Annotated in this window: 25 protein-coding genes; 14 read left to right on the forward strand and 11 right to left on the reverse strand. The window is 49.8% G+C overall.

Translation table 11 applies throughout. The features are described from left to right. Nucleotides 1–10: 10 nt before the first annotated feature. Nucleotides 11–1,060, reverse strand: a complete 1,050-nt coding sequence (gene glnL, locus ACJHW7_RS19805; protein WP_000190577.1) for a nitrogen regulation protein NR(II) — start codon at nucleotides 1,058–1,060, stop codon at nucleotides 11–13. Between the two features lie 173 nt (nucleotides 1,061–1,233). Then, complete coding sequence (gene glnA / locus ACJHW7_RS19810) at nucleotides 1,234–2,643, reverse strand: glutamate--ammonia ligase (protein ID WP_001271717.1); 1,410 nt, start codon at nucleotides 2,641–2,643, stop codon at nucleotides 1,234–1,236. Nucleotides 2,644–3,015: 372 nt separating this feature from the next. On the opposite strand from glnA, the gene typA reads away from it, so the two are divergent. The 4 genes from typA (at nucleotide 3,016) to ACJHW7_RS19830 (ending at nucleotide 8,121) form a co-directional block, all read left to right on the forward strand. After that, complete coding sequence (typA, locus tag ACJHW7_RS19815; protein WP_000570668.1) at nucleotides 3,016–4,839, forward strand: ribosome-dependent GTPase TypA; 1,824 nt, start codon at nucleotides 3,016–3,018, stop codon at nucleotides 4,837–4,839. A 216-nt stretch (nucleotides 4,840–5,055) separates the two neighbouring features. Continuing rightward, on the forward strand, nucleotides 5,056–5,766 hold the full coding sequence (locus ACJHW7_RS19820) for a GntR family transcriptional regulator (protein WP_000829806.1): 711 nt from the start codon (nucleotides 5,056–5,058) through the stop codon (nucleotides 5,764–5,766). 7 nt (nucleotides 5,767–5,773) lie between these two features. Then, on the forward strand, nucleotides 5,774–6,754 hold the full coding sequence (locus tag ACJHW7_RS19825) for a sugar phosphate isomerase/epimerase family protein (protein ID WP_000256396.1): 981 nt from the start codon (nucleotides 5,774–5,776) through the stop codon (nucleotides 6,752–6,754). Nucleotides 6,755–6,855: 101 nt separating this feature from the next. Beyond that, nucleotides 6,856–8,121 (forward strand): MFS transporter, encoded by a 1,266-nt coding sequence (locus ACJHW7_RS19830; protein WP_000956320.1) that lies wholly within the window; start codon nucleotides 6,856–6,858, stop codon nucleotides 8,119–8,121. A gap of 90 nt (nucleotides 8,122–8,211) precedes the next feature. Here the strand turns inward: ACJHW7_RS19830 and ompL are convergent, their stop codons facing one another. From ompL to yihU, 8 genes are all read right to left on the reverse strand, one after another. Next, the gene (gene ompL / locus ACJHW7_RS19835) at nucleotides 8,212–8,904 is read right to left on the reverse strand and encodes a porin OmpL (protein WP_000723472.1); all 693 of its coding nucleotides are present in this window, start codon (nucleotides 8,902–8,904) and stop codon (nucleotides 8,212–8,214) included. A 67-nt stretch (nucleotides 8,905–8,971) separates the two neighbouring features. Further along, nucleotides 8,972–10,375: an MFS transporter gene (locus ACJHW7_RS19840; protein WP_001297066.1), complete on the reverse strand. Its 1,404-nt coding sequence runs from the start codon at nucleotides 10,373–10,375 to the stop codon at nucleotides 8,972–8,974. A 42-nt stretch (nucleotides 10,376–10,417) separates the two neighbouring features. Next, nucleotides 10,418–11,803, reverse strand: a complete 1,386-nt coding sequence (locus ACJHW7_RS19845; protein ID WP_000018387.1) for an MFS transporter — start codon at nucleotides 11,801–11,803, stop codon at nucleotides 10,418–10,420. Between the two features lie 45 nt (nucleotides 11,804–11,848). Continuing rightward, complete coding sequence (gene yihQ / locus ACJHW7_RS19850; protein WP_000380841.1) at nucleotides 11,849–13,885, reverse strand: sulfoquinovosidase; 2,037 nt, start codon at nucleotides 13,883–13,885, stop codon at nucleotides 11,849–11,851. Nucleotides 13,886–14,083: 198 nt separating this feature from the next. Further along, entirely contained in the window at nucleotides 14,084–14,986 is a 903-nt protein-coding gene (locus ACJHW7_RS19855; RefSeq protein ID WP_001330865.1) for an aldose-1-epimerase, read from the reverse strand. A gap of 137 nt (nucleotides 14,987–15,123) precedes the next feature. Beyond that, nucleotides 15,124–16,365: a sulfoquinovose isomerase gene (gene yihS / locus ACJHW7_RS19860; protein WP_000870916.1), complete on the reverse strand. Its 1,242-nt coding sequence runs from the start codon at nucleotides 16,363–16,365 to the stop codon at nucleotides 15,124–15,126. A gap of 16 nt (nucleotides 16,366–16,381) precedes the next feature. Next, complete coding sequence (gene yihT, locus ACJHW7_RS19865) at nucleotides 16,382–17,260, reverse strand: sulfofructosephosphate aldolase (RefSeq protein ID WP_001046453.1); 879 nt, start codon at nucleotides 17,258–17,260, stop codon at nucleotides 16,382–16,384. Nucleotides 17,261–17,283: 23 nt separating this feature from the next. After that, nucleotides 17,284–18,180 carry a sulfolactaldehyde 3-reductase gene (gene yihU, locus ACJHW7_RS19870; RefSeq protein WP_000718896.1) on the reverse strand — a complete coding sequence of 299 codons (897 nt, stop codon included), beginning with the start codon at nucleotides 18,178–18,180 and terminating at the stop codon, nucleotides 17,284–17,286. A gap of 167 nt (nucleotides 18,181–18,347) precedes the next feature. Here yihU and yihV point away from each other — a divergent pair, with 167 nt between their 5' ends. The 6 genes from yihV (at nucleotide 18,348) to fabY (ending at nucleotide 23,047) form a co-directional block, all read left to right on the forward strand. Further along, nucleotides 18,348–19,244 carry a sulfofructose kinase gene (gene yihV / locus ACJHW7_RS19875; protein WP_000621656.1) on the forward strand — a complete coding sequence of 299 codons (897 nt, stop codon included), beginning with the start codon at nucleotides 18,348–18,350 and terminating at the stop codon, nucleotides 19,242–19,244. Between the two features lie 33 nt (nucleotides 19,245–19,277). Further along, a complete protein-coding gene (locus ACJHW7_RS19880; protein ID WP_000059678.1) occupies nucleotides 19,278–20,063 on the forward strand; it encodes a DeoR/GlpR family DNA-binding transcription regulator in 786 nt (261 codons plus the stop codon). 98 nt (nucleotides 20,064–20,161) lie between these two features. Then, on the forward strand, nucleotides 20,162–20,761 hold the full coding sequence (gene yihX, locus ACJHW7_RS19885; protein WP_001295269.1) for a glucose-1-phosphatase: 600 nt from the start codon (nucleotides 20,162–20,164) through the stop codon (nucleotides 20,759–20,761). Continuing rightward, nucleotides 20,755–21,627 (forward strand): virulence factor BrkB family protein, encoded by an 873-nt coding sequence (locus ACJHW7_RS19890; RefSeq protein ID WP_000920762.1) that lies wholly within the window; start codon nucleotides 20,755–20,757, stop codon nucleotides 21,625–21,627. Before yihX ends, ACJHW7_RS19890 begins: the two co-directional genes overlap by 7 nt. Continuing rightward, the gene (gene dtd / locus ACJHW7_RS19895; protein WP_000560983.1) at nucleotides 21,624–22,061 is read left to right on the forward strand and encodes a D-aminoacyl-tRNA deacylase; all 438 of its coding nucleotides are present in this window, start codon (nucleotides 21,624–21,626) and stop codon (nucleotides 22,059–22,061) included. Before ACJHW7_RS19890 ends, dtd begins: the two co-directional genes overlap by 4 nt. Nucleotides 22,062–22,105: 44 nt before the next feature. Continuing rightward, a complete protein-coding gene (gene fabY, locus ACJHW7_RS19900; RefSeq protein ID WP_001297068.1) occupies nucleotides 22,106–23,047 on the forward strand; it encodes a fatty acid biosynthesis protein FabY in 942 nt (313 codons plus the stop codon). A gap of 63 nt (nucleotides 23,048–23,110) precedes the next feature. Here fabY and ACJHW7_RS19905 read toward each other — a convergent pair whose 3' ends face one another. After that, the gene (locus tag ACJHW7_RS19905) at nucleotides 23,111–24,019 is read right to left on the reverse strand and encodes an alpha/beta hydrolase (RefSeq protein ID WP_001162704.1); all 909 of its coding nucleotides are present in this window, start codon (nucleotides 24,017–24,019) and stop codon (nucleotides 23,111–23,113) included. 228 nt (nucleotides 24,020–24,247) lie between these two features. Here ACJHW7_RS19905 and ACJHW7_RS19910 point away from each other — a divergent pair, with 228 nt between their 5' ends. The 4 genes from ACJHW7_RS19910 (at nucleotide 24,248) to yiiF (ending at nucleotide 26,116) form a co-directional block, all read left to right on the forward strand. Continuing rightward, nucleotides 24,248–24,559, forward strand: a complete 312-nt coding sequence (locus ACJHW7_RS19910; RefSeq protein WP_000897305.1) for a hypothetical protein — start codon at nucleotides 24,248–24,250, stop codon at nucleotides 24,557–24,559. Further along, nucleotides 24,560–24,850, forward strand: coding sequence for a NadS family protein (gene nadS / locus ACJHW7_RS19915; RefSeq protein ID WP_000356397.1), 291 nt, complete (start codon nucleotides 24,560–24,562; stop codon nucleotides 24,848–24,850). Nucleotides 24,851–25,435: 585 nt separating this feature from the next. Continuing rightward, a complete protein-coding gene (locus ACJHW7_RS19920) occupies nucleotides 25,436–25,654 on the forward strand; it encodes a CopG family transcriptional regulator (protein ID WP_001315930.1) in 219 nt (72 codons plus the stop codon). A 219-nt stretch (nucleotides 25,655–25,873) separates the two neighbouring features. Then, nucleotides 25,874–26,116, forward strand: coding sequence for a protein YiiF (yiiF, locus tag ACJHW7_RS19925; RefSeq protein ID WP_001087409.1), 243 nt, complete (start codon nucleotides 25,874–25,876; stop codon nucleotides 26,114–26,116). Nucleotides 26,117–26,352: the final 236 nt, after the last annotated feature.

Raw genomic sequence — 26,352 nt, forward strand, 5'->3', positions numbered from 1 at the left:
AACGTCACCTTTATTTCCTGATAGGCAGGTAAACCGAGAACTCGGTATGCCCTGGCCAACTGGTAAATTCAATTTTGCCTGAATGCTGATCAATCAAATTACGAGCGATGGATAAGCCAAGCCCGGTGCCACCTTCGCGGCCGCTGACCATCGGGTAAAACAGCGTATCCTGCAAATGAGGCGGAATGCCTGGCCCGTTATCTTCCACATCAATCCGCGCCGCCAGCCGGTAGCGTTCGCCGTGTAAGGTCAGTTGAAACGCGGTGCGGGTACGCAGAATGATTTCACCGCCTTCCGGCCCCAGCGCCTGTAGCGCATTGCGCACAATATTCAGCAAGACCTGTTCAATTTGATCCGGGTCGTGCGCCAGTTCCGGCAGGCTGGGATCGTAATCACGAATCAACCGCACGTTGTCCGGCAGTTCCATCGACACCAGCGTTACCACGCGTTCAGCTACTTTGTGAATACTTTCGGTAACGCGCGTACCGGGCAGCTGCGGCCCCAACAGACGGTCGACCAGATTTCGCAGCCGGTCCGCCTGTTCGATAATCACTTTGGTATATTCGAGTAGTGATGGGTCAGGTAACGCTTTGCTGAGCAGCTGCGCCGCGCCACGTAAACCGCCAAGCGGATTTTTAATCTCATGTGCCAGGCCGCGCACTAAATCACGGGCAGCAACCTGCTGGGCGTGCTGTAGCTGTTCCTGACTTAAGCGGCGCTGGTTATCCATCGGAGCCATCTCCAGCAGGATCATGCCGTCCGGCATACGCTGGGCCGTCACAGAAAGGATATGCGAGCGCCCGTCGATGACCAGCGTCACTTCGTTATCGGTAAAACCTTGCCCCGCCTCCAGACTTTCTTGCATCAGCTCGATATTTAATGAGAAGTAGCTCAACAGTTCCGGTAACGGTGTACCAAACAATTTGCGGGAGCTTTGGGCGAGCAGTTGTTGCGCGGCGGGGTTGGCGTAATGGATCGCCAGGTTGTCATCGATTAACAAAATACTGTTAATCAGCGAGTTGAGGATCTGCCCAGCATCGGGCTGCGTGCCTGTTGCCATAAAGCAGTCTCCTGAACAGGTTGCACCATTTTAGTGCATTATAGCTTTTTACGGATAAAAAGCGCGAAGCATCAGAGAATTGACGGAGAAAAAAGCCCATGCAGAGATGGGCTGAAAGTTTCCACGGCAACTAAATCCCGGCGTTGTTGCGCCGGGTAGTACAACTTCAACTATTAGACGCTGTAGTACAGCTCAAACTCTACCGGATGCGGAGTCATACGCACGCGGTCATCTTCTTCGCGACGCAGAGCGATGTACGCATCAATTGCTTCGTCAGTGAACACGCCACCGGCTTTCAGGAACTCGCGGTCCAGATCCAGTTCGTTCAGTGCTTCTTCCAGAGAGCCTGCAACCTGTGGGATCTCTTTCGCTTCTTCTGGCGGCAGGTCATACAGGTTTTTGTCCATGGCTTCGCCCGGATGGATCTTGTTCTTGATACCATCAAGACCGGCCATCAGCAGGGCAGCAAAGCACAGGTACGGGTTAGCCGCCGGGTCCGGGAAACGTACTTCGATACGACGTGCTTTCGGAGAAGAAACCACCGGAATACGGATAGACGCAGAACGGTTACGCGCAGAGTAAGCCAGCATTACCGGTGCTTCGTAGCCCGGGACCAGACGCTTATAAGAGTTGGTGGTCGGGTTTGCCAGGGCGTTAATCGCTTTAGCGTGTTTGATTACGCCGCCAATGTAGTACAGCGCCTGCTCAGACAGACCTGCGTATTTGTCGCCTGCGAACAGGTTAACGCCGTTTTTAGACAGAGACATGTGGCAGTGCATACCGGAGCCGTTATCACCGAACATCGGTTTTGGCATAAAGGTCGCGGTTTTACCGAAGCGGTGCGCTACGTTGTGCACAACATATTTGTAGATCTGAATTTCGTCAGCTTTTTTGGTCATGGTATTGAAGCGGGTAGCCACTTCGTTCTGACCAGCAGTCGCTACTTCGTGGTGATGGGCTTCAACCACCAGACCCATCTGTTCCATCACCAGACACATTTCAGAACGAATATCCTGAGCAGAGTCTACCGGCGGAACCGGGAAGTAACCGCCTTTCACTGCCGGACGGTGACCTTTGTTACCACCTTCGTATTGGGTGGAGGAGTTCCATGCGCCTTCGATATCGTCGATAGCAACGTGGGAACCAGAGATAGATGATCCGAAACGGATGTCATCGAACAGGAAGAATTCAGGTTCTGGCCCGAACAGTACGGTGTCGGCAATGCCAGTGGAACGCAGGTAATCTTCGGCGCGCTTCGCAATAGAGCGCGGGTCACGGTCATAGCCTTGCAGGGTGCCAGGTTCAAGGATGTCGCAACGGATAATCAGGGTGGAGTCGGCGAAGAACGGGTCAATCACTGCGGTGGATGCGTCTGGCATCAGCACCATGTCGGATTCGTTAATGCCTTTCCAGCCGCCAATCGAGGAGCCGTCAAACATTTTGCCTTCTTCGAAGAATTCAGCATTCACCTGATGAGCAGGGATAGTGACGTGCTGTTCTTTACCTTTGGTATCGGTGAAGCGCAAATCAACAAACTTCACTTCGTGCTCGTTCAGCATCGTCAGTACGTGTTCAGCGGACATACTTTAACTCTCCTGGATTGGTCATTGTCGTCGTGGTAACGAAATCTGCAATTATTTTGGCCGTGTCGCCGTAAAAAAGATAAAGCGAAATCTGTGCCAACTTTTAAATTGCCCCTAAAAGGCGTTATCATGCTTAACATCGTGCAAAAGGGCTGCACCATGATGTGAATGTTGCACCAATATAGTGCTTCAATGGAAACATTAAGCACCATATTGGTGCAATGACCTTTGGATAACCCTTTTTATGCTCCGTGAAAGCGATCACAAAGGGACTCTGCAATACTTGTTTGCGGAGGATGTTTGTGATCCTGTTTTGTAGTGCGATTAATCCGTGTACAATAACGCGCTATTTCTAATGCCTGAGGCAAAGTTGTGATCGAAAAATTGCGTAATATCGCCATCATCGCGCACGTAGACCATGGTAAAACCACCCTGGTAGACAAGCTGCTCCAACAATCCGGTACGTTCGACTCTCGTGCCGAAACCCAAGAGCGCGTGATGGACTCCAACGATTTGGAGAAAGAGCGTGGGATTACCATCCTCGCGAAAAACACCGCTATCAAATGGAATGATTACCGTATCAACATCGTTGATACCCCGGGGCACGCCGACTTCGGTGGTGAAGTTGAACGTGTAATGTCCATGGTAGACTCAGTGCTGCTGGTGGTTGACGCATTTGACGGCCCGATGCCGCAAACGCGCTTCGTAACCAAAAAAGCGTTTGCTTACGGCCTGAAGCCGATTGTTGTTATCAACAAAGTTGACCGCCCTGGCGCGCGTCCTGATTGGGTTGTGGATCAGGTATTCGATCTGTTCGTTAACCTCGACGCGACCGACGAGCAGCTGGACTTCCCGATCGTTTACGCTTCTGCGCTGAACGGTATCGCGGGTCTGGACCACGAAGATATGGCGGAAGACATGACCCCGCTGTATCAGGCGATTGTTGATCACGTTCCTGCGCCGGACGTTGACCTTGACGGTCCGTTCCAGATGCAGATTTCTCAGCTCGATTACAACAGCTATGTTGGCGTTATCGGCATTGGCCGCATCAAGCGCGGTAAAGTGAAGCCGAACCAGCAGGTCACTATCATCGATAGCGAAGGCAAAACCCGCAACGCGAAAGTCGGTAAAGTGCTGGGCCACCTCGGTCTGGAACGTATCGAAACCGATCTGGCGGAAGCTGGCGATATCGTTGCGATCACGGGCCTTGGCGAACTGAACATTTCTGACACCGTTTGCGACACGCAAAACGTTGAAGCGCTGCCGGCACTCTCCGTTGATGAGCCGACCGTTTCTATGTTCTTCTGCGTTAACACCTCGCCGTTCTGCGGTAAAGAAGGTAAGTTCGTAACGTCTCGTCAGATCCTGGATCGTCTGAACAAAGAACTGGTACACAACGTTGCGCTGCGCGTAGAAGAAACCGAAGACGCCGATGCGTTCCGCGTTTCTGGTCGTGGCGAACTGCACCTGTCTGTTCTGATCGAAAACATGCGTCGTGAAGGTTTCGAACTGGCGGTATCCCGTCCGAAAGTTATCTTCCGTGAAATCGACGGTCGTAAACAAGAGCCGTATGAAAACGTGACGCTGGACGTTGAAGAACAGCATCAGGGTTCTGTGATGCAGGCGCTGGGCGAACGTAAAGGCGACCTGAAAAACATGAATCCAGACGGTAAAGGCCGCGTACGTCTCGACTACGTGATCCCAAGCCGTGGTCTGATTGGCTTCCGTTCTGAGTTCATGACCATGACTTCCGGTACGGGTCTGCTGTACTCCACCTTCAGCCACTACGACGACGTACGTCCGGGTGAAGTGGGTCAGCGTCAGAACGGCGTACTGATCTCTAACGGTCAGGGTAAAGCGGTCGCGTTCGCGCTGTTCGGTCTGCAGGATCGCGGTAAGCTGTTCCTCGGTCACGGTGCAGAAGTTTACGAAGGTCAGATTATCGGTATTCATAGCCGCTCTAACGACCTGACTGTAAACTGCCTGACCGGTAAGAAACTGACCAACATGCGTGCTTCCGGTACTGACGAAGCCGTTGTTCTGGTTCCGCCTATCCGCATGACTCTGGAACAAGCTCTGGAGTTCATCGATGATGACGAACTGGTAGAAGTGACCCCGACCTCTATCCGTATTCGTAAACGTCACCTGACGGAAAACGATCGTCGTCGCGCCAACCGCGCACCGAAAGACGATTAATTTCGTTTTTTAGTCATAAAAAACCTGCCAGCGCTGGCAGGTTTTTTTTTACCTGTCGTGAGCGCACACCAATGCGAGTATCTCCCTTATAAGTCTGGGATTACGTCAATAGAGAGCTTTGTCACAATTATCTGCAAAGTCATACGCCGTTAATTGCTTTCTTTTTTGGCGTAAGCGTAAGATGCTTCATCTGGTTTAAACCAAAAGGATTAAACAATGGCGGAGAATCAATCCACCGTAGAAAATGCAAAAGAGAAACTGGATCGGTGGTTGAAAGATGGCATCACCACGCCGGGTGGAAAACTCCCTTCAGAAAGAGAGCTGGGAGAGCTGCTGGGCATTAAACGTATGACGCTGCGCCAGGCGTTGCTGAACCTCGAGGCAGAATCCAAAATCTTCCGTAAGGATCGTAAAGGGTGGTTCGTGACTCAGCCGCGATTTAATTACAGCCCGGAGCTGTCGGCGAGCTTTCAGCGGGCCGCAATTGAGCAAGGGCGGGAACCTTCCTGGGGGTTTACCGAGAAAAGCCGTACCAGCGACATTCCCCAGACGCTTGCGCCACTGATTGCAGTGACGCCATCAACCGAACTCTATCGTATTACCGGCTGGGGGGCGCTGGAAGGACATAAAGTTTTCTATCATGAAACATATATTAATCCTGAAGTTGCCCCAGGTTTTATTGAACAACTTGAAAACCACTCATTTTCTGCAGTCTGGGAAAAGTGCTACCAAAAAGAGACGGTAGTAAAAAAATTGATTTTCAAACCCGTCAGAATGCCGGGCGATATCAGCAAGTATCTTGGCGGTTCTGCGGGTATGCCAGCGATCTTAATTGAAAAGCATCGCGCCGACCAGCAAGGCAATATTGTCCAGATAGATATTGAATATTGGCGATTTGAGGCCGTAGACCTCATCATTAATCTGTAGGTGTTTTATGGTGACAATAAATAACGCAAGAAAGATTCTACAACGTGTCGACACTCTTCCTCTTTATTTACATGCTTATGCCTTTCATTTAAATATGCGGCTGGAAAGAGTGTTGCCTGCTGATTTACTTGATATCGCAAGTGAAAATAATCTACGTGGCGTCAAAATCCATGTTCTGGATGGCGAGCGTTTTTCTCTTGGTAATATGGACGATAAAGAACTCTCTGCCTTTGGGGATAAAGCCCGCCGTCTGAACCTTGATATTCATATTGAAACCAGCGCCTCAGATAAGGCATCTATTGACGAAGCCGTCGCCATTGCGTTGAAAACTGGGGCATCGTCCGTACGTTTTTATCCACGTTATGAAGGTAATTTGCGCGACGTATTATCGATCATCGCTAACGACATTGCCTATGTACGGGAAACGTATCAGGACAGCGGCCTGACTTTTACGATCGAACAGCATGAAGATTTAAAAAGCCATGAGCTGGTGTCGCTGGTCAAAGAAAGTGAGATGGAATCTCTTTCCTTACTGTTTGATTTTGCGAACATGATCAATGCAAATGAGCATCCCATCGACGCTTTAAAAACGATGGCGCCGCATATTACCCAGGTCCATATCAAAGATGCCTTGATCGTTAAAGAACCGGGTGGCCTGGGTCATAAAGCCTGTATTTCAGGTCAGGGTGATATGCCGTTCAAAGCGTTATTAACGCACCTTATATGCCTGGGTGATGATGAGCCGCAGGTGACGGCATATGGCCTGGAAGAAGAGGTTGATTACTATGCGCCGGCGTTCCGCTTTGAAGACGAAGATGATAATCCGTGGATCCCTTATCGCCAGATGAGTGAAACACCATTGCCAGAAAATCATTTACTGGATGCGCGGTTACGTAAAGAAAAAGAAGATGCAATTAATCAGATAAATCATGTGCGTAACGTACTACAACAAATCAAACAAGAGGCAAACCATCTTCTGAACCACTAATAAGTTTTAACTCATACGCAGTTAATAAAACCATTCCATATGAATGGTCGGTATCTTATTGCCTTTAAAACAGTGATTTTAAAAATCGCTTAGGGGATGTTATGCTCACGAAAAAGAAATGGGCGTTATTTAGTCTATTAACATTGTGTGGCGGTACAATTTATAAATTACCGTCGCTGAAAGATGCGTTTTATATCCCGATGCAGGAATATTTCCATTTGACCAATGGTCAAATTGGTAATGCTATGTCGGTAAACTCATTTGTCACGACAGTGGGTTTTTTTCTGTCTATTTATTTTGCCGATAAACTACCGCGCAGATACACCATGTCATTCTCACTCATTGCGACAGGATTACTGGGTGTTTATTTGACGACAATGCCGGGGTATTGGGGCATCCTCTTTGTCTGGGCGCTATTTGGCGTTACTTGCGACATGATGAACTGGCCGGTCTTGCTCAAGTCGGTAAGTCGATTGGGCAATAGCGAACAACAAGGTCGGTTGTTTGGCTTCTTCGAAACAGGGCGTGGCATTGTCGATACCGTGGTGGCATTTTCTGCGTTGGCAGTATTTACCTGGTTTGGCAGTGGCTTATTGGGTTTTAAAGCAGGCATCTGGTTCTATTCCCTTATTGTGATTGCCGTAGGCATTATTATTTTCTTTGTCCTGAATGACAAAGAAGAGGCACCGTCCGTTGAGGTGAAAAAAGAAGACGGAGCATCGCAAAACACCAGTATGACCTCGGTGCTGAGAGACAAAACCATCTGGCTTATCGCTTTTAACGTCTTCTTCGTTTACGCGGTTTACTGTGGCCTGACATTCTTCATTCCATTCCTGAAAAACATCTATCTATTGCCCGTTGCGCTGGTGGGGGCTTACGGCATCATTAACCAATACTGTCTGAAAATGATTGGTGGACCGATTGGTGGCATGATTTCAGATAAGATCCTGAAATCGCCGAGTAAATATCTATGCTACACCTTTATCATCAGTACCGCTGCGCTCGTACTGTTGATTATGCTGCCGCACGAAAGTATGCCGGTCTATTTAGGGATGGCATGTACGCTGGGCTTTGGCGCGATAGTCTTTACACAGCGAGCCGTATTTTTTGCACCTATCGGCGAAGCAAAAATTGCTGAAAATAAAACAGGCGCGGCGATGGCGTTGGGTAGCTTTATTGGTTACGCTCCGGCGATGTTCTGCTTCAGTCTGTATGGCTACATTCTGGATTTAAATCCGGGGATTATTGGCTACAAAATCGTGTTTGGCATTATGGCCTGCTTCGCATTCTGTGGTGCGGTGGTTTCCGTAATGCTGGTTAAGCGAATTAGCCAACGTAAGAAAGAGATGCTGGCGGCTGAAGCTTGATTAATGGCCGGATGTGCTTAATCCGGCCAACGAAAACCGTATCAACCGTAGGCCGGATAAGGCGTTTACGCCGCATCCGGCAGTTTCACATCAGAAGAAATACTTCGTCCCGATACGAATCTGGTTTTGCTCGCGGTGGTACGGTTCGACATTACGATCTAACCAACGTAATTCGAAATAAGGCAGCCAGTGTTCATTAATGCGATAACGGAAGGTATTAGTGATTTCCCAGTGATGATCTTTTCCATTGCTGCTATTAAAGTCATTTACGCGTATGAAATAATGTGGCTCAAATGTATAGGAAAATTTATCGGTGATTTTAAAATTCCAGTAGGTGCCAATTTCATAGGTGTCATTATTATCCAGTTCCCCGCTCAAATCTGTTGAACTATAGTTATTATGGTTATAGCGATTTCGTACTGTCAGATTAAACCATGGTACAAATTTATAGTTGACGTCCAGATACACTGCACCACCCGAACCGATACTCTTATCATTAATTAAGCCACCGGGCTGGATGGTTAATTTATCGGTTGGTTTGAATAAAGGATACCAACCTTCAATTTCATTATAGCCATGTTTTAGTTCATCTTCTCGCTGAAAGGTGTAGGTATTGGTTAACATAATACCCGCGCCCATATCGAAGTTATAACCCACACGTAGCATAACCTCGCCCTGATCGGAGGCAAGATTATATGCCTCCCTGTTTTCGACGTATGCGCCAGCAAATACCGAGGCAGAGGTCAGAGAAGATAATAAAATTATTGCATTAATCTTTTTCATAATAAGTCCATTTTTTAAACGTAGGGAGGCCGCCACCCACCAGGATGGAAATAGCGGCTATTGACATTTATAACGTTACGGAAGCCGTTTTTTCCTCTGTCGCCATCTCTTTATTTTTGCGTTGGTTGATTTCCTCAATAATCAATGCAAACCGTTTTTCATTGAGTGTGTAAAAGAATCCCATCGTCAATGCAGCAATAATTGCCAGTGCACAAGGCCAGATAAAAATGAGCTGACGCAAACCCTGTAATGTCGCATCGCTTTGCGCGATGTTGGGAACATAACCAATTTGCGTCAGCATAATGCCTGGCAAGAAGCCAGCAAGTGCGGCAGAAATTTTACGAAAGAAGGTATAACCGGTATAAACAGAACCTTCGGCACGAATACCGGTTTTCCATTCACCGTAATCTACGGTATCTGGTACCAGTGCCCAGTTCAGGCTGTTTACAAAGGCCGTGCCAAAAAAGGCGACACAAGAGAACATGACGAAAGTGAAAGAGTTACTTCCCCAGAAATAATTCAGTATATCACCCACCGCCCACAGCACCATGCCAGCTAAATAAACCTGTTTTTTACCAAAACATTTTACAGTTACTGGCACCAGTAATACGCCGACGAGGATGCATCCCATACTGAAGAATCCCATCCACGACAATAAATTAATATCATTCAGCACATACTGGGTGTAATAGACCTGAATCGCCAGTTTGATATTAAATGCCGCCAGAGTACACAGGTTAGCAATGCATAAAACCAGCAATGGTGGATTACGAAATATCGCGCAAAAAGATTTGAGAATACTGGCTTTATGTCCGGTTGGCGCTGTGTCCACATAATGCTCTTTGACGCCTCTGTAGCACAGCATCATAAAAATAAAGCCGCCAATGGAGAACATAAGTGCCGCACAGGCATAACCGACGGTTGAGTCAGAAAAAAGCGACTGCAACGGAATAAACGCCACGGTACAAATCAATAGCCCTATGGTTGCACCACCCTGGCGGTAAGCCGCGAGCTGCGCGCGCTCATTCGGGTTTTTGGTAATTGCCGGGATCATCGCACCATACGAGCAGTTCATCAGACTGTATGAAAGTCCAAACATCATAAACAGCGCGGTGGCAATCGTCGTTTTAACCGGCAAACAAAAGGTGGTGGCGATAAACTGGAGCGTTGCAATTAACGCCGCCGGAACTGCTGCATATAAAATAAAGGGACGAAATTTGCCTTTAGGCCCAATATTTTTCCGCGAGTCGAGTAAAAATCCGGTGAGCATATCGGTAAACGCGGTAAAAAACTTCGCCACCAGAAAGATAATCCCGCCATAGTAAGCAGGCATCCCTAATTCATCGGTATAAAATTTGAGGAGATACAGAGTACCGATGCAGAGCATTAAATTCGAACCGACGTCGCCCATACCATAGGCGATTTTTTCCCGCAGATTCAGTTTTAATGTCAGTGGATTATGGTCAGACATAATCACTCCTTATAACGCCCCGCAGGGCGTCGTTTATTATTATTACGCCGTGCGTTTACGGGCTTCTATCTCTTCCACAATGCGGACATACATCTTCTCGTTCAGGCTGTAGAAGCAACCCATCGCCACAATGGTGACTACCGCCAGTGCGCTTGGGTAGATGAAGATCAACTGGCGTAACCCTTCAATGGTGTGGTCAGCCTGTGCGACGTTCGGCACATAGCCAATTTGCGTCAGCATCCAGCCGGGGAAGAAACCAGCCAGCGCCTGAGACACTTTGCGAAAGAAGGTGAAGCCGGTGTAGACCGTGCCTTCCGAACGCACGCCGGTGCGCCACTCGCCGTACTCGACGGTGTCGGAAACCAGCGCCCAGTTCAGGCTGTTAACAAACGCTGAGCCGAAGAACGCCAGGCAGGAGAACGCCACAAAGCTGACCGAGCCGCCGCCGAAGAAATAGTTGAGCAGATCGCCCAGCACCCAAATCAGCAGGCCGCCGATATAGACCTTCTTCTTACCAAAACGTCTGACTGCGCCAGGCATCAGGAACACGCCGATGAAAATACAGCCCATGCTGAAAAATCCCATATACGACAACAGGATGGGATCGTTAAGTACGTACTGGGTGTAATAGACCTGAATGGCGAGCTTGACGTTAAACGCCCCTAAGGTGCAGAGGTTGGCAATACACAGAATGAACAGTGGGCGGTTACCGGCAATTGCGCGGAAAGATTGCAATAGGCCAGGCTTTTGCGCCGGATTGGTTGGTTGGGTTTCGACATAACGCTCTTTCACGCCTGAGTAGCAGATCCACATAAACAGCAGGCCGAACAGTGAAAACAGCGTGGCGGCGAAGATATAGCCAAGTTGCTGATTACCCTCGATAAGATTCATCACTGGCACGAATCCCACCGTGCACAGCAGCAGGCCCAGCGTAGCGCCGCCCTGACGCCATGCCGCCAGTGAGGCGCGTTCGTTGGGGTTTTTGGTGATAGCGGGAACCATTGCGCCGTAGGAGCAGTTCATCATGCTGAAAAACAGTCCGTAAAGCATAAACAGAATAGTGGCCATCACCGTTTTACCGGTGACATCAAACGGTGTGCCGACAAAGTTGGCGATCGCCAGTAAGGTGACCGGGAATGACGCATACAGAATAAAAGGACGGAACTTACCTTTTGGACCGATCTTGCGTCGGGAATCCAACATAATGCCGGTACCCATATCGGTAAACGCAGTAAAGAATTTTGAAATCAAAAAGATAATGCCGCCATAGGTGCCTGGCAGCCCCAGAACGTCGGTATAAAACTTCAAAAGATAAAGCGTACCGATATCCAGCAGGATGTTAGAGGCCAGGTCGCCAATACCGTAAGAGAGTTTCTCTTTAAAGGGCAGGCGTAAAGTTGCTGGATCTTCCGTTGTGATGTGACTCATCGATGTTCTCCCTTTGCCCATGAGTTTCCCCACGGGCGGATGTGATTAGATGCTTTTTAACGACGCGAACAGTGCCGCCCATTCGCTATCGGCGCGATAAAAGACCGGCGGCTTGCCGATGGGCGCATTAACGGTAACTTCCCCGCCCCGGAACGCTTCACCCGTCCAGGCGTGGACCCAGTTATCCTCCGGCAGATAGAGCGTCCAGTCGCTACGGCCTTCTTCATGCACCGGAGCGACCAGAATGTCGCGACCTAACAGGTACTGATATTTCAGGGTGTAAGTGTGCGCATCGTCTTCGTAATGCAGGAACAGCGGGCGCATAACCGGCAGGCCGGACTTCGCATTCAGCGCGACAGCCTCTTTCAGGTAAGGTTTCAGGGTGGTGAAGACGGAGGTCATACGGGCAAAATGGGCGATAGTTTCTGCGTCGCCGTCAAACTGCCAGTTGTCGCCAGGACGGTTACCTTCGTGGGTGCGCATCATCGGCGTGAAGGCGCTGAAATCGCACCAGCGCAGCAGCAGCTCTTTGCTGCGCTTCATCTCAAACAGGGTGGTGTAACCGCCAATGTCGCTGTGGTGCAGGCCATGTCCGGTCATTGCCAGCGACAGCGCCGCCGGGACAACCGACGCCAGGCCATCGTCGAGACTCCAGTCGACGTTCTGGTCGCCCGCCCACATCATGGTGGAGTATTTCTGGCTACCGGTAGAACCGGCGCGCATAAAGAAAAGGATCTCGCCGAGCTTGCCCGTTTCTTCAAGGGCTTCGTAGTTACACTTCGCCCACAGCGCAGGCCAGGCGTTATGCATAATTTCGGCACTGACGCCGTTATGCAGGTACGTGTCGGTGGGCAGATACTCGCCGAAGTCAGCCATCCAGCCGCCGCAGCCGAGTTCAATCATGTTCTTTTTGATCACTTCCTTGAACCAGGCGTAGGCTTCTGGATTAGTGAGATCGACAACGCCGCCGTAAAACTCGCCAAACTCCACCAGATAGTCACCGCCAGAGGCATCTTTTGCCAGATAGCCGTGTTGTGCCGCTTCTTCGCAGAGATCTTTATCGCTGGCAACATACGGGTTGATATAGGCCAGGAACTGCACGCCCTCCTGATTCCACTGCTTAATGCGTGAATCCAGTTGCGGGTAGTTTTCGCTGTTCCACTTCCAGTTCCACATCACGCGTTTGCCAAAAGAGGTCATACGAATACCGGACCAGTCCTGCGCCCAGATGCCGTTGACCTTCACGCCCGCGTTACGCATGGTGTCCAGTTTCTTCTGGCACACTTCCGTCCCGCCCTGAATGCCGAGCGTTACTCCGTCATAAATCCAGTCGGGCAGTTCTGGCTGGCGTCCCAGCAGGGCGGTTAATTTTTCCAGCAGGGAAATGTATGTGTCAGCACATTCAAAACGCAGCGTTGCTTTGTCTTCCCACAGCGCCAGTTCATGGTATTCCGGGGCACTAAAGTCGAAGTTCATATAGCAACTGTTATCAACATGGCAGTAATACTTCTGCGTGCTGACAAACGTAGGCTGTGGGAAGAAAGTCCAGTAATAGTCGCCGCCCGCATTTTCTTTGCAGTCGGCCTGCCAGGTGACATAGGTTTGTTTGTTGCGACCAACGCCTTGTTCACTGGTCCATAGCGGGAACGGTTTGCCACGCAGATCGAAGTAGGAAAACTGTTCGCCGCAGCCGTAGATATGGTCCTCTGGTTGAGCGGCAAGGCGCAGCCAGATACGGTTGTGGTTAAGGTTGTCGTTTTGTAGTTCCAGCAATAAACGGCCCTGATCGTCGGCAGAGATATTCAGCGTGGCGCTAATGTCAGAACCACGGCTGAAATGAATTAACCAACCATCCGGTGACTGGCTGACGATGGCGTCGGTAAGCGCAATTTTCTCCTGTAGTTTATCTTTAATGCTGAAATTACCGCGGAACATATCGATATCCGCTATACCTGAGCCAATCCATAAACAAGGATTATCTTTGCTATGGGTTAAAATAAGACGTTGTTGAAAATGTAGGGTAAAACTGTCGTTATTCTGATGAAATTGAAAATCTAATAACTGTGGACGTGGCGTATCCATAACTAATCTCCATAGAGTTGAGAACGAGATTGTTGCCTTCCTGTTATTACAGGCTTATGTAAAATGATTCTCATAAAACTGATATATAAAAACTTTACAGAAGCTGAGCTGTTTTTAACTTAATAAATTGAAGATACATAATGTTGCCTTTAGCGAGTGAAATGTTCTTCAATGATTTTGACTGCTAATCAATACAAGTTATTTTCTCTGTCCGTAAATGTTAAAAAACAGGCGGTGCGGTTTTCCTGGTTCCAGTAATAATAAGTCGATACCTGAATTAAAGGCGTTAGGCGGGCAACTCATAGGTTCAACTGCCAGTCCCTGACGCTGTAATTTTTCACCGCTATAAATTTGTACCCAGGGTTGATCGCAACAAAGGCTAACCGAAAGCGCCTGTTGTGGATGGGTAATGGTTATTTCCCACAGATCATTAGCGGTTTTAAAGGTGTGGTCGATTTTTGTCGCGGCTATTGTTTTCGCCTGCGTGAAATTTAAATCCAGCTCATCAACGTGGTGAAGCGTTGTCGGATTTACGTGTTCATCAACGGCATAAACCTGGTTTGCCGGAAGCTGGAACAGATATTCATCAACAGATGTTAAGTTGCAGGTTAAATAAGGATGAATACCCACGCCATAAGGCGCTGCGACAGTGCCGATATTCTGGCTTGCGATCTCAACGGAAAGACCCGTGTGTGCGTTGAGCGAATAAACAACTTGTGAAGCCAGCATAAACGGATAGCCGTAACTGGGCGGCAGAAAAGCTGTCAGGGTAACGCTGGTGGCGGTTAATTCACTAATTTGCCAGTCTCGCCAGGCAAGCAGCCCGTGAATAGCGGCTTTTGAACTATGTTCATTAATGGGTAACTGATATTCCTGCCCCTGATAGCGGTAACAGCCGTTGGCGATCCGGTTCGGCCACGGAATAAGCACTTTACCCAGATGCGCCAGCGGCATCTCTTCGGGTTTGTGCGGGATGACTAAATGACAACCCTGAAAGGTTAATTCAGCCAGACCAGCACCGACGGTCACAATGGTCGCGTGATAATCCCCCGCGGCAAGTGAAACGGTCTGTCCACTGCAATGCATATTGGTGATTTGCATACAAGGCACCTTAATTAACGACATACAGCCTCCCGTGAGGCTGATGTCAAACCCAAAAACTGCACCGGACGGTCCCCTCGCCCCTTTGGGGAGAGGGTTAGGGTGAGGGGAAAACCCGCACCCTATTTTCAGATCAGTTATTTCGCATTAATATCCAGCAGACCCGCTGCAACCGCTGGAGCCATGCCGGGCGCTAACGGGATACGCGGGATCACCAGGCAATGCAGCAGGTGATAAATATCCTGTTTGCCGTCCCAGACTTTGGTGGTGACCTTATTGTCCGCATCCAGCTCCTGCCACCAGGAACCATTTTCATAGTCCATCAGGTACTTAATGCAGTACTCCCACCATGTTTGATACCAGGTTTCATACTGGCGATCGCCAGTGACGGTGTAGAGCGCGTAGGCCGTACCCATTGCTTCGACGATAGGCCAACGTACACGTTCGCGGACCACCGGTTTTCCTTCCCAGTCAACGGTATAAACAATCCCGTCCGCGCCATCGGGTGCCCAGGCATCGCGCACGGTGGCGTTAAACAGACCTTTGGCATCTTCTAGCAGCCATGCTGGTGGTTGTTCGCAACGGGCTTCCAGGGCAGCATGGATGTGCAGCATTAAACGGCCCCATTCGATCCAGTGGCCTGGTGTACCTCCGAACGCGCGGAAGCGATGCGCCGGGTTATCTTTGTTGTAATCCGGCAGCGGATTCCACTGGGTATCGAAGTGTTCGTTAACGCGATAATGATTATTTCTGGCGACGTCGTGGATAATCACGGAAGCCACGCGAATCGCGCGATCCAGCCATTTTTTGTCGTGAGTGACGTCATAAACAATCAAGAAAGCTTCCACCGCGTGCATATTGGCATTGCCGCCGCGGTACTCTTCGGTTTTGCTGAAGGCTTCGTCCCAGGATTCCAGGCACATCTGCTCTTCTTCGCTCCAGAAATATTTCTCGATAATTTCAATGGTGTAATCGAGCAGCTTGCGCGCTTCCGGGTGACCCGTTGTGACGGCGCTGGCGGCACCCAGCAGAGCAAAGAAGTGTTGATAGCCCTGTTTGGAGGCATCCACCACGCCCTCGTCATTCACGCAGGCATACCAGCCGCCATATTTTTTATCACGCAGTGCGCCGTTCATGGCTTTGATACCGTGATCAACCAACGAGTAAGCGCCAGGTCGACCCATCGCCGCAGCAACGGAATAAACGTGTAACATACGAGCGGTGATCCACAGATGGGTGCCCATCTCTTCTTTGATTTGCCCTTTATTGCCTAACCAGCCAAAACCAGTCGGCACTACTGAATTTTTACCAAAATCAAAGATGCGGTCGGTTTCCTGTTCCAGCCAACGGTTGTGGCTTAGGGTGTTAAACCATTTCATTCCTTTTATCCTCATCTTAGCGGCGTTTAGCCATCATTTCGTCGACGATATCGCCAAGTTGTTGTAATTTCGGTGCGCAAACGTCACGCAGCATCAGCTCGTTGTCTGGTAAACCGACGACCGATGCCCAGACTGCACGGCCTGCCAGGAATCCCGATGCGCCCGCCGTCATTGCCACGCGTACGGCACGCGGGAACAGTTTTTCGTCGACACCGGAAGAGAGGATCACCCATGGCATATTGATATGGTCATTCAGACGTTGTGAAGCACAGAGAAGCTCTTGTTGCGGACCTTTGCCATAAAGCGGCATTTCAACTTTGTAGAGGTCAGCGCCACTGTCGCCCAGCTCTTTGGCGGCATCGATGATCGCTTGTTCGCGATCGAATTTATCGCCACGACGCGGTGGGCGGACGACTGGCTCAATGATGCTTACCAGACCGTGTGAGTGGCACAGTTCGTTGAACTCTTTCACCATATCCAGACGTTGCTGCGCATCTTCATCACTACGCCACAGCACCAGCAGTTTTAAGGCTTTGCCACCGTCTTGTTTGATCTGTAGCGGATTGATTTTGCGGTCAATAACCACGCTATCGACCGGAATACCGTTGCCAGGAATGAACTCATCGGCGGCGACAATCATGGCGCAACTTTTGGCAATCGCGTTTTGCTCAACCACCTGGCGGTAGCAGAATTGTTGATCTACCAGAATCGCCGAGGCATAAGGCGAGAGGGCCTTTGCAGCGTTAACTTTGAAATCAGTTAAAACGCTATCGGCTACCGGAGCGGGTGCCCCAGCCGCGGCAAACATCATGCGCATGGCTTCGCGCTGATCGACCGCCAGCATGGCAAAACCGCCCGATGCGCGCGTAATGTCGTTGATGGTGTACTTATTCATTCATTTATTCCTTTATCCAGTCGTTACATTTTTACTTTGGCAGTCATCCCGGCACTGACACGGACCTGTTCCAGAATGGCGGACCAGTCCTGGCGACCGCGACCCGCTGCGCGCGCCTGGCTATAAACCTCCCGTGAGGCGGCCCCCAGCGGCATTGGCACATGCAGCTGGTTGGCGACATCAAGGGCGATGCCAAGATCCTTATGGGCAAGATCGATCATGAAGGCGGGAGAAAGATCTCCGCTGAGGACTTTGTTTGGCCAGGAAGTGGTGAAGTGACCTTTACCGGCGGCGGTACCGCTCATCACTTTGACGGCAACATCGAAGGGAAGATTCAGGGCTTCGCACAAAACGGCGGCTTCTGCCGAAAGCGCATTGAGCGCGATGCTCATGTAGTTGTTGATGAGCTTAACGCGGATCCCCATGCCCGGACCGCCAGAGTTGATCAACTCACTGCCCATCGCCATCAGGATCGGTGTGGCACGTTCAACTTGTTCAGCGGTGCCGCCAGCCAGCAGTAACAGAGTACCGGTAATGGCATTTGCAGAAGTACGGCCTACCGGAACATCCATCATGCTGAAGCCTTTGGCTTGCATATCGGCAATCAATTTATCGGTTTGCAGCGGATGGATGGTGGACATATCAATGACCAGCGCATCGGTAGATAAGCCTTCGCAAACGCCGTTTTCACCGAACAACACGTTGCGCACCAGATCGCCATTCGGCAACATGGTAATGATAAATTCGGCATCTTTAGCGGCCTGCGCCGGGTTGGCGGCGGGAGTCGCACCTTTGTCTACCAGATGCCGCACAGCTTCGGCGTTCACATCAAAGACGCGAAGTTGATGCCCTTGCTGCAATAAATTGCTCGCCATTGGCGAACCCATTTGTCCTAAACCGATAAACGCGATTGCTGCCATAACCCTCTCCTGAATACAGTGATGTCACTTTTTGTCATTTATGACATGCTTTGCTTGTCTGTTTTTGATCGTATTTGTAATTTATCGTCAAAAAATTGACAGCCGTCACTTTTTAAACAATTGGTGAAATTAAAATGAACGCATCCCAAAATGTTTAAGGAATGACCATGATTCGTGTTGCTTGTGTAGGTATAACCGTGATGGATCGCATCTATTACGTGGAAGGGTTACCGACGGAGAGCGGTAAATACGTGGCGAGAAATTATACGGAAGTTGGTGGCGGGCCAGCGGCGACGGCAGCGGTTGCGGCGGCAAGGCTGGGGGCGCAGGTCGATTTTATTGGTCGCGTAGGTGATGACGACACGGGCAACAGCCTGCTGGCAGAGCTGGAATCCTGGGGCGTTAACACCCGTTACACCAAACGGTATAACCAGGCGAAATCTTCGCAATCCGCCATCATGGTGGATACCAAAGGCGAGCGGATAATCATTAACTACCCCAGCCCGGATCTGCTGCCTGACGCAGAGTGGTTGGAGGAAATTGATTTCTCTCAGTGGGATGTTGTGCTGGCAGATGTACGCTGGCACGACGGCGCTAAAAAAGCCTTCACCCTGGCCCGTCAGGCGGGTGTGATGACCGTTCTGGACGGGGACATTACGCCGCAGGATATCAGTGAGCTGGTGGCATTAAGCGATCACGCGGCCTTTTCAGAACCGGGTCTGGCGCGCTTAACGGGCGTGAAAGAGATGGCCAGTGCGCTAAAACAGGCACAAACGCTCACAAATGGTCATGTCTATGTGACCCAGGGTAGCGCAGGCTGCGACTGGCTGGAAAATGGTGGGCGTCAGCATCAACCGGCCTTCAAAGTTGATGTGGTAGATACCACAGGTGCGGGTGATGTTTTTCACGGCGCTTTGGCGGTGGCGCTGGCAACAAGTGGGGATTTAGCGGAGTCAGTCCGCTTCGCCAGCGGTGTAGCGGCGTTAAAATGCACACGTCCCGGTGGACGAGCCGGGATCCCTGACTGTGATCAAACCCGATCTTTTTTGTCACTTTTTGTATAAAATGCCAGGGTGATGGTTTTTCGAGGAATTTTCATGAGCCTTACCGAACTAACCGGTAACCCGCGGCACGACCAACTCCTCATGCTGATCGCCGAGCGTGGGTATATGAATATTGATGAGCTGGCAAATCTGCTGGATGTCTCCACGCAGACGGTCCGCCGGGATATTCGTAAATTAAGCGAGCAAGGCCTGATTACGCGCCATCACGGTGGCGCGGGTCGGGCTTCCAGCGTCGTTAATACGGCGTTCGAGCAGCGTGAGGTTTCGCAAACCGAGGAAAAAAAAGCGATTGCCGAAGCGGTGGCAGACTATATTCCTGATGGTTCAACAATATTTATCACCATTGGTACGACTGTTGAGCATGTTGCCCGGGCGTTACTTAACCATAATCATTTGCGGATAATCACCAACAGCCTGCGTGTGGCGCATATTCTTTACCACAACCCGCGCTTTGAAGTGATGGTGCCCGGCGGTACGTTGCGCTCTCATAATAGCGGGATCATTGGCCCTTCAGCGGCGTCCTTTGTGGCTGATTTTCGTGCTGATTATCTGGTAACAAGCGTTGGGGCGATTGAGAGCGATGGCGCGTTGATGGAGTTTGATGTAAACGAAGCTAACGTGGTGAAAACGATGATGGCGCACGCGAGAAATATTCTGCTGGTCGCCGATCACACTAAGTATCATGCTTCGGCGGCGGTTGAAATTGGTAACGTGGCACAGGTCACTGCGCTCTTTACCGACGAGCTGCCGCCCGCTGCGCTAAAATCACGCTTACAAGACAGCCAAATTGAAATCATTCTTCCCCAGGAAGACGCGTAGATTTTTGTGACCGTTAACCTGGCTTCATACCTTGCCACATAGCCAAACCCATCCTTTCCCGCTACAGTTAATTTCTTGTGGCGCGAAAGGAGGCAAAAATGCTCTATATCTTTGATTTAGGTAATGTGATTGTCGATATCGACTTTAACCGTGTGCTGGGAGCCTGGAGCGATTTAACGCGTATTCCGCTGGCATCGCTTAAGAAGAGTTTTCATATGGGGGAGGCGTTTCATCAGCATGAGCGTGGGGAAATTAGCGACGAAGCGTTCGCAGAGGCGCTGTGTCATGAGATGGCTCTACCGCTAAGCTACGAGCAGTTCTCTCACGGCTGGCAGGCGGTGTTTGTTGCGCTGCGCCCGGAAGTGATCGCCATCATGCATAAACTGCGTGAGCAGGGGCATCGCGTGGTGGTGCTTTCCAATACCAACCGCCTGCATACCACCTTCTGGCCGGAAGAATACCCGGAAATTCGTGATGCTGCTGACCATATCTATCTGTCGCAAGATCTGGGGATGCGCAAACCTGAAGCACGAATTTACCAGCATGTTTTGCAGGCGGAAGGTTTTTCACCCAGCGATACGGTCTTTTTCGACGATAACGCCGATAATATAGAAGGAGCCAATCAGCTGGGCATTACCAGTATTCTGGTGAAAGATAAAACCACCATCCCGGACTATTTCGCGAAGGTGTTATGCTAAAAACCATTCAGGACAAAGCCAGGCACCGTACCCGTCCACTATGGGCCTGGCTAAAACTACTCTGGCAACGCATTGATGAGGACAACATGACAACCCTGGCAGGTAACCTTGCCTATGTGTCGTTGCTCTCATTAGTGCCGCTGGTTGCCGTTGTTTTTGCGCTTTTCGCCGCTTTTCCCATGTTTTCCGACGTCAGCATTCAGTTACGTCACTTTATTTTTGCCAACTTTCTGCCTGCTACTGGCGATGTTATTCAGCGGTATATCGAACAATTTGTTGCCAATTCCAACAAGATGACCGCCGTTGGGGCGTGCGGGCTGATCGTCACCGCGTTATTGCTGATGTACTCCATCGATAGCGCGTTGAATACCATCTGGCGCAGTAAACGAGCGCGACCAAAAATTTACTCGTTCGCCGTGTACTGGATGATTTTAACGCTGGGGCCGCTGCTGGCAGGGGCCAGTCTGGCGATCAGTTCCTATTTGCTCTCCCTGCGCTGGGCGAGCGATCTCAATACTGTCATCGATAACGTGCTGCGTATTTTTCCGCTGCTGTTGTCGTGGATCTCCTTCTGGTTGCTGTACAGCATTGTTCCTACCATCCGCGTACCTAACCGCGACGCGATTGTCGGCGCGTTTGTCGCCGCGCTCCTGTTCGAAGCAGGAAAGAAAGGTTTCGCGCTTTATATCACCATGTTTCCGTCATATCAGCTCATTTACGGCGTGTTGGCGGTGATCCCCATTCTCTTTGTTTGGGTCTACTGGACATGGTGTATCGTCTTGCTTGGCGCGGAAATTACTGTCACTCTCGGGGAATACCGCAAACTAAAACAAGCAGCTGAACAAGAAGAAGACGACGAACCATGATTGCATTAATTCAACGCGTAACCCGTGCCAGCGTCACCGTGGAGGGAGAAGTGACGGGCGAAATTGGCGCGGGACTTTTGGTGTTATTGGGTGTCGAAAAGGATGACGACGAACAGAAAGCAAACCGTCTGTGCGAGCGTGTGCTCGGCTACCGCATCTTTAGCGATGCCGAAGGCAAGATGAACCTCAACGTGCAACAGGCGGGCGGCAGTGTGCTGGTGGTTTCCCAGTTTACCCTCGCCGCAGATACCGAACGGGGGATGCGCCCAAGTTTCTCCAAAGGTGCATCACCGGATCGCGCAGAGGCGTTATATGACTATTTCGTCGAACGCTGCCGCCAGCAAGAGATGAACACGCAAACAGGACGCTTCGCTGCCGATATGCAGGTATCGCTGGTCAATGATGGCCCCGTGACATTCTGGTTGCAGGTATGAGCCAGCTTCCAGGGTTGTCACGGGAAACAAGAGAGAGTATCGCTATGTATCACCTTCGGGTTCCACAAACAGAAGAAGAATTAGAGCGTTACTATCAGTTTCGCTGGGAAATGTTGCGTAAGCCCCTGCATCAACCAAAAGGTTCGGAACGCGACGCGTGGGATGCGATGGCGCATCACCAGATGGTCGTCGACGAGCAGGGTAATCTGGTGGCGGTAGGCCGACTGTATATTAATGCCGACAATGAAGCGTCCATTCGCTTTATGGCCGTTCACCCGGACGTGCAGGACAAAGGGTTAGGAACGCTGATGGCGATGACCCTGGAGTCGGTGGCGCGTCAGGAAGGCGTTAAGCGCGTGACCTGTAGCGCCCGTGAAGACGCGGTGGAGTTTTTCGCCAAGCTGGGGTTTGTTAATCAGGGAGAAATCACCACGCCAACCACCACGCCGATTCGCCATTTTTTGATGATTAAGCCCGTCGCCACTCTGGATGATATTTTGCATCGCGGCGACTGGTGCGCGCAGCTGCAACAGGCGTGGTACGAACATATCCCGCTTAGTGAAAAAATGGGCGTGCGTATTCAACAATATACCGGGCAAAAATTTATCACCACCATGCCGGAAACCGGCAATCAGAATCCGCACCATACGCTGTTTGCCGGGAGTTTATTCTCGCTGGCGACGCTCACCGGTTGGGGGCTTATCTGGCTGATGCTGCGCGAACGCCATCTCGGCGGAACGATTATTCTGGCGGATGCGCATATCCGCTACAGCAAGCCGATTAGCGGTAAACCTCATGCGGTAGCCGACCTTGGTGCCTTAAGCGGCGATCTCGACCGTCTGGCGCGCGGACGAAAAGCACGGGTGCAGATGCAAGTTGAAATCTTTGGCGACGAGACGCCGGGTGCAGTGTTTGAAGGCACGTATATCGTTCTGCCCGCGAAGCCATTTGGCCCGTATGAAGAGGGCGGGAACGAAGAAGAGTAGGGGCGTTTTACTTGACTGAAAAGGTTTTCAATCTGAAAACCTTTTCAGGGCCCAGGTCCGAAGTTACCTTCCCGCTCTCCAGGCAACATCCCGTAGTGCCGATCGCGCGGCCTCGCTGATACCACCTAACTGAAAAAATCCGTGGATAACGCCAAGGTAGCGTTGGCAGGTGCATTGCACTCCTTGCCCTGTCATGCGGTGATACAACGCTTCACCTTCATCGCAAAGTGGGTCGTATTCAGCGGTAATGATATGTACAGGTGGCAAGCCATTGAAATCATCGCGCCAAAGAGGGCTGGCTTCAGGATGCCTGCGTTCAATGCCTGGCAGATACATCTCAAAGCCGCTCAGTAAAGTGTCGCGTGTGATGATGTAATCGTGACCATTGCGTATGTAGCTTTCGAAATGCGCAGTCGCATCAAGCATAGGATAAATTAAGATGAGTTGTGCCGGTTGCCACTCGCCAGCACGCTTTAATCGCAAAGCAGTTACCAGCGCCAGATGTCCGCCCGCACTGTCACCGGCAAGAGTTATACGTTGTTTATCAACGCCGAGTCGTTCGGCGTGTTGCCAGACTATTTCTGCACCTCGTTGCGCATCATCATGGGCGGCGGGGAAAGTATGTTCCGGTGCCAGCCGATACTGGACGGCAATAACCCGACATTGCCCGTAATAGGCTAACTGGCGCAGCTGGTTGTCGTGAGTTGCGAACCCGCCGCTAACAAAACAGCCACCGTAGTAATAAATTATCGTCGGGAGTAATGTCGGGGCATTCAGCGGCGACACTATTCGTAAGGTCATCCCTTCAAGTTCGATAGTCTGAATATCTACCCGCGTTTCTGTCTCACCCGCAAGGACAGCGCTGGCGATATAGCCCTCCCTGCGCTGCGCAATACTTTGTTGACGCGATGAGGGGCGACCCGCAGCGATAAACTTTTCGACTAACTCTGCAATTCCTTTTTCCAGTGCCATAGTAGAACTTATTTTGCTGTATGAATGCACAGTCTTATACACCCGTTTTTGCTGGATGGATACAGGGAAATTCACGGGCGTGAAAAATCTGGAAAGCGCCTCGCAAATCTAAAGACAAACCCGGCAGAGACGTGGTTTTGCTGGAGCACTATCAGTAAGCTAGTGGTTTCAAGGGTACGTCAATGACGTACAAAAAGGATTGTTACTCTAAGCCAATGGCGTATAATTATGCTCTTCATCGAAACGGAAATTTTTACTGAAGATGTTCAAAAACTGCTGACCGACGATGAATTCAGTCGTTTTCAGTTTTTCCTGGCCTTGAATCCTGACTATGGTGAGGTAATACCTGAAACTGGTGGGTTAAGAAAGGTTCGATGGGTTTCAGGAGGAAAGGGGAAACGTGCTGGTGTCAGGGTTATTTACTTTCATCAGGTTAAACATTATGAGATCAGATTACTGCTTATTTATCGTAAGGGTATTAAAGATGATCTGTCTCCCCAGGAAAAAGCAATGCTCCGGTTGTTAAATACGAGGTGGTAAATGGATAAGGCACTTTTTGAGCGGTTGACTCACAGCATGGCCCAGATGAATGAAATTATTGAAGGAACGCGACAGCCTTCGCGGACTTTTGAAGTTGATGCTATGAAAATCAAAGAAATACGCCGCGCTTCAGGGTTGTCACAATCTAAATTTGCCGATCTTATTTCTGTAAGCGTAGACACGTTGCGTAACTGGGAGCAGGGGCGACGTTCACCGACCGGGCCTGCAAAGGCTTTGCTGCGAGCGATTGCCAATGATCCGCAACATGTGCTGCAAGCACTTAACCGTTAGAGGCATGGTTATGCCATACAGAAAGCACTAGCATTCAGAACTCCTGTGAAAGCGGCATAGTGGTCGCCTGCCCAGGAGTTTTGCTATGACCCGTAATCGTGCTGAACGTCGCCACCCTATGATGCGATTAAAAAAACTCATCGTCGCGCTGATGATTGACGTCAATGCTATCGGATGATACCGGGGGGTTCCGGAAGGAATTCCTTGTTTCCCGAACTGTTACCAACAAAATTATAACGATGAACAAGTAAAGACCGGTTGGTGGCAGTACTGACCGGTCTGTGATGGATGATTAATTTCACCTTAAATCCTGGTGCTGTTAGGATGCTGACGTTTTTCGGCTACACCATTCAGATTATGCAAATAAATATCTCTGAATATAATATATTCATAGCATCCATAACTCATCCTGGGCGATAACTAAACCATTTTTGAGTAATAAATGAAACAACTGCAACACTCTTATTATTTCTGGAAAACACCTCGCAAAAACAAAACAACATGCAAAAATCCGCTTTTTTTAAATGATTTTCCGGCGTAATTTTCGCACATACATTAATGAGTAATATATGTAAGGTGGTGGTAATGGCGATGAATACGGTTTTTCTTCATTTATCAGAAGAGGCAATTAAACGGCTGAACAAGCTTCGGGGCTGGCGTAAGGTTTCACGATCTGCAATTTTACGCGAAGCGGTTGAGCAATATCTGGAGCGGCAGCAATTTCCGGTGCGTAAAGCAAAGAGAGGCAGGCAAAGGGGTGAGACAGTAGGTGTTTATGATCAGTGTAAGGATCATAAGGAATGACAAAAATTTTTTTATTCTTGAATATAAAAAACCAGATGCCCTTATTCTGGTATTAATACAAGGTTGTTTTACTTGAACTTATAATAACTGCAACTGTTACATCATATCTGGAAAACGCCTCGCAAAAATAAAAAATGATTCGTAAATGAGCTTTCTTTAAAGATTCGACAAGGGTACTTTTCTCTCCATAGATTCAAAAATGATATTGGCGAGATATTTATGAACTCTCTGGTAGGTATAGATATGGGCAGAATTTTACTCGATTTATCGAATGAGGTGATTAAGCAACTTGATGATCTCGAGGTGCAGCGTAATCTTCCTCGTGCGGACCTATTAAGGGAAGCGGTAGATCAATACCTGATAAATCAATCGCAAACAGCAAGAACCAGTGTTCCTGGCATCTGGCAAGGGTGTGAGGAAGATGGTGTCGAATATCAGCGTAAGCTGCGCGAGGAATGGTAATGGGAAAAAATGATGTCAATCAGATTGCTGACAACGTGCGCGTTGTTCATGCCGGATGCGGCGTGAACGCCTTATCCGGCCTACAAAGTCATGCAAATTCAATATATTGAAGTTTATTGGTAGGGCTGATAAGCGCAGCGCATCAGGCAATCATACGCTTGTCATCAGTGACATACCCATAACCTTATCGATGTGTTGGAGGGAAGAACGAGGCAAACAGACAATTGCGGCATGAT

Source organism: Escherichia sp. WS1152, from assembly GCF_046487665.1.
GTDB lineage: Bacteria > Pseudomonadota > Gammaproteobacteria > Enterobacterales > Enterobacteriaceae > Escherichia > Escherichia coli.